Origin of the sequence: Devosia sp. Root436, from assembly GCF_001426345.1 — a bacterium.
In the GTDB taxonomy this organism is placed as follows: Bacteria; Pseudomonadota; Alphaproteobacteria; order Rhizobiales; family Devosiaceae; genus Devosia.
The window spans coordinates 1-4,597 of the sequence record NZ_LMEM01000006.1; the positions used below are offsets into that span (position 1 = coordinate 1).

General features: G+C 61.0%; 1 protein-coding gene and 3 pseudogenes. All 4 read left to right on the plus strand.

Annotated elements, in window-relative coordinates:
* Nucleotides 1-1,134 (plus strand): annotated as a pseudogene (locus ASD04_RS19830) (ATP-binding cassette domain-containing protein); the annotation flags it as partial.
* A gap of 38 nt (nt 1,135-1,172) precedes the next feature.
* Nucleotides 1,173-2,843, plus strand: coding sequence for a peptide ABC transporter substrate-binding protein (locus ASD04_RS05005; RefSeq protein ID WP_056253477.1), 1,671 nt, complete (start codon nt 1,173-1,175; stop codon nt 2,841-2,843).
* A 66-nt stretch (nt 2,844-2,909) separates the two neighbouring features.
* Nucleotides 2,910-4,060: pseudogene (locus ASD04_RS05010) on the plus strand (ABC transporter permease).
* Between the two features lie 23 nt (nt 4,061-4,083).
* Nucleotides 4,084-4,597: pseudogene (locus tag ASD04_RS05015) on the plus strand (hypothetical protein); the annotation flags it as partial.

Below are 4,597 nucleotides of genomic sequence, written 5' to 3' on the forward strand. Positions count from 1 at the left end.
CCCACCCATCCACCAAGCGTCTCATAGCCGCCGTTCCCCCCACCCATACACCAAGCGTCTCATAGCCGCCGTTCCCCGTCTTGCAGGGGCCGACCGCACCCACACAAAGGCGGCCGACAAGGAGCCGATCCTCAAAGTGGAGGGTTTGGTCAAAACCTATCGCAGTGGCAGCGCTATGTTCCGCACGCAGCGCATCGTGCCTGCCGTGAACGATGTCTCGTTCAGCCTCATGCCGGGCCGGACCCTCGGAATTGTTGGCGAAAGCGGGTCTGGCAAGTCCTCGCTCGGGCGCCTGCTGATCAAGCTGATGGACAGCGACGCGGGTCGCATCGAATTTGAGGGGCTCGATATCGCCCCCCTGTCTGAGGGTGACTTCCGGCACCTGCGTCCCGCGATCCAGATGATCTTCCAGGACCCCTTTGCGTCACTGAACCCGAGGTCGACGATCGGCCATATACTGACGGTCGGGCCGATCGCGCACGGATCATCCTATGCCCAGGCCAGCGAGGAGGCGCGCGCGTTGCTCTCTCATGTAGGCCTTGACGCCGGCGCCTTCGACCGTTTCCCGCATGAATTTTCCGGTGGGCAGCGCCAGCGTAGCCAGCGAGGAGGCGCGCGCGTTGCTCTCTCATGTAGGCCTTGACGCCGGCGCCTTCGACCGTTTCCCGCATGAATTTTCCGGTGGGCAGCGCCAGCGTATCGGCATCGCGCGGGCCCTGATGTTCAAGCCAAAGCTGCTCATCGCCGATGAGGCGGTCTCGGCACTCGACGTGTCCATTCAGGCGCAAATCCTCAAACTTCTCGATCAGATACAGCGCGAGACCGGCGTTTCGATGGTGTTCATCACCCACGATCTTCGCGTCGCCAGCCAGATCCATTCAGGCGCAAATCCTCAAACTTCTCGATCAGATACAGCGCGAGACCGGCGTTTCGATGGTGTTCATCACCCACGATCTTCGCGTCGCCAGCCAGATTTGTGACGAGATCGCGGTGATGCAGAAAGGGCGGATCGTTGAGCATGGCCCCCCAACTCAAATCTTCCTGAATTCGCAGTCGGCCTACACGCGAGAGCTGGTGGCCGCGATTCCTGGAGAGCAACCGGGCAATGCCCGTTCGGTTGCGGCCAACTGGTAAGGGCAGCGGCGGTTATCGCCACGACGGAGAACTTCATCATGACCAATCGTTCAACGACGAAATCCACGTTTTCGCGACGTGACGCCTTGCGCCTCATGGGAATGGGCGGGGTGGCAACCCTGGTAGCACCAAACCTGCTGCTCGCGCCGGCTTTCGGCCAGACGCCGCCGACAACGCCGACAGGCCGGATCGTGGTGGGTCTTTCGCAGGAACCCACGGTGTTCAACCCCCTGATGCCCCATATCGAGGTTGACGACGGGGTCAACTTCTCGATGTTCGACGCACTGTTCCGTATCGACCCATACGGCGTCATCCAGCCCAATCTGGCCTTTGAAGTTCCGAGCCAGGAAAATGGCGGCATATCCGAGGACGGTCTCAACTGGCGTATCCGCCTGAGGGATGACGTCCGCTGGCACGATGGCACGCCCTTCACCGCCGAAGACGTTAAATTCACGCTTGAGCTGATCGTCAACCCCGACTTCCGCGCCTGGCGCACCACGGGCCACTCACAGGTGCGGGACATCACGGTGGTCTCGCCCACCGAGCTTACCTGGCGGATGGAGCAGGCCTTCGCGCCCTACCTCTCTTTCCTGACCGAAACCTTCATGGTGCCCAAGCACATCCTGGAGAAAGAAGCCGACCTCAACGAGAACGCTTTCAATCAGGCGCCCATCGGCACCGGCGCGTTCAAGTGGGGCCAGCGGGTCGCCGGCGATCACCTCGAACTTGTGGCCAACACCGACTACTTTGGCGACGGCCCCTATCTTGAGCAGCTGGTCTTCAAATACATCCCGGACAATACGGTGCTCTACACCCAGTTCAAGAGCGGCGATATCGACCTGGTAGGTCAGGCCTATATCAGCCCTGACAACTATGCCGAGGCCAGCACACTGGCTGACCGCGTGGTGACGCTTGTGCCGAAGAGCTCGGTTGAGACTTTCTATTTCAACCTGGAGCGGCCGCAGTTCAAGGAACTCGCCGTGCGTGAGGCGCTCTACCTGGCAATCGACCGCCAGGCGATCATTGACGCGCTCAACTACAGTGTGCCGACGACGACCGAGACCTTCATGCCGAAGCAGTCCTTCTACTTCAACCCAGACTTGCCCAAGCAGGAGTTTAACCTCGAGCGCGCCGCCCAGATTCTCGACGAGGCGGGCTGGCTGCCGGGGGCCGACGGCATCCGCGCGAAGGACGGCGTGCGGCTGTCCTTCGCCAATTCGACCACGTCGGGAGCCCACCTGCGCGAGCAGGCGCAGCAGTTCATCCAGCAGACCCTCGCCGAAATCGGCGTCGAGATGACCATCTCGAACTTGCCCTCGGCGGTGATGTTCGGCGATTTCTGGGCTCTGTCTCAGTTCGACACTGCCATATCGGGCATCACCTATCTGATCGGCGCCGACCCCGACGTGACAAACCGCTTCCACACCAAGTCGATCGCGGCCCAGGGTGGTCGCGGGTCAAACAACGCGCAGTATTCCAACGCCGAGGTCGATGCCTTGTTGGAAGAAGGCAGCCGCACCTTCGATCCGGAAGCGCGGCGTGAGATCTATTTCCGCATACAGGAAATCATCCGTCGGGATCTGCCCTTCCTGCCGCTGTTCGCGAACACCTCTGTGTTCGGGCACAAGGGAAGCGTGGGAGGCTTTATCCCCAACTCCAATACACGCACCGAATCCTGGAACGCTGCTGCCTGGTACTGGAAGAGCTAAGCCACATGCCGCCGCCCTCAGGGGCGGCGGCATAATCACTCTGCAGCCTTACAAATGGAGGGACCAATGCGCAGCTTCCTGATCAACCGACTGTCCCAAAGCATCGTGTTGCTCGTGATGGTCTCCATCATCGGCTTCGTGATCCTGAACCTCATTCCAGGTGGACCGCTGGCGCAGTATGGGCTCGACCCTGGCATGACAGCAGCCGACATGGCTCGCATCACCGAGCAGCTCGGCCTGAACCGCCCGCTTTGGATCCAGTATTTCGACTGGGCATGGCGCCTCTTGCAGGGCGATTGGGGTACTTCCTTCCGTGATGGTGCGCCGGTCCTTTCGGTAATCGGCCGACATGTGTTTGCAACCCTGCTGTTGATGGGAACCTCGACGGCGATAGCCATGACGGTGGGCATCTGGATCGGCATCCGTGGCGCGACGCGCCGCTATTCGGTGTTCGACTACGCTGCCACTGTCGGCGCCATGGTGGCGCTGTCCATTCCGACCTTCTGGTTCGGTCTGATTGGCATCTATGTTTTTTCGCTGCAGCTCGGCTGGCTGCCGGCGGGCAACATGTACAAGATCGGCGATGGTTCATTCCTGAACTATCTGCATCATCTCATCCTGCCGAGTGCAGTCTTCGCTGCAGCTCGGCTGGCTGCCGGCGGGCAACATGTACAAGATCGGCGATGGTTCATTCCTGAACTATCTGCATCATCTCATCCTGCCGAGTGCAGTTCTGGCCCTGGTCCATATCGCGATCTGGAGCCGCTACATGCGGTCGGCGACACTGGACGCCATCAGCCAGGACTACGTCAAAACTGCCCGTGCCAAAGGGCTGAGCGAACGCCGCGTGATCCTCAAGCACGTCGTCGGCAACGCACTCCTGCCGATGATCACTCTTGCTGGCATCCAGCTCCCCAGCATTCTGACGGGCGCCCTGGTGACAGAGACCGTCTTCACCTGGCCCGGCATGGGGCGCCTCGCTGCCGATGATCACTCTTGCTGGCATCCAGCTCCCCAGCATTCTGACGGGCGCCCTGGTGACAGAGACCGTCTTCACCTGGCCCGGCATGGGGCGCCTCTTCCTCGATAGTCTCGGCTACAGCGACTATCCAGTGGTGATGGGCCTGCTGATATTCTCGGCGATCATCGTCATCCTCGGCAACCTCATCGCAGATATCGTCGTCGCAATCGTCGACCCGCGCATYCGYYTGGCTTGAACGCTCATCAGGAGACAGCCGCCATGACCGCTTTCGTCCAACCCGTACATGCCAGCCACTGGTGGCAGAGTCGCGCGGCCCGACGCTTCATGAGCCATCACCTGGCTTTGCTGGGACTGGCAATGATCATCTGCCTGGTGCTGGCGTGCATCTTCGCGCCCGTACATGCCAGCCACTGGTGGCAGAGTCGCGCGGCCCGACGCTTCATGAGCCATCACCTGGCTTTGCTGGGACTGGCAATGATCATCTGCCTGGTGCTGGCGTGCATCTTCGCCCCATACCTGCTGCCCTATGACTCGCTTTACATCGATCTGCGTGCCCGCTTTGCGCCTCCTTTCACCGGTGGCCACATTTTCGGCACCGATCCACTGGGGCGCGACGTGGCAGCCCGGTTGTTCGAAGCTGGCCGCATCTCGCTCCTGGTSGGCTTCTTCGCCATGGTGCTATCGACATTGGTGGGCACGCTTGTGGGCGTCATCGCCGGTTATCGCGGTGGCTGGGTTGGTGCTGTGCTGATGCGCGTGGTCGACGGGTTTT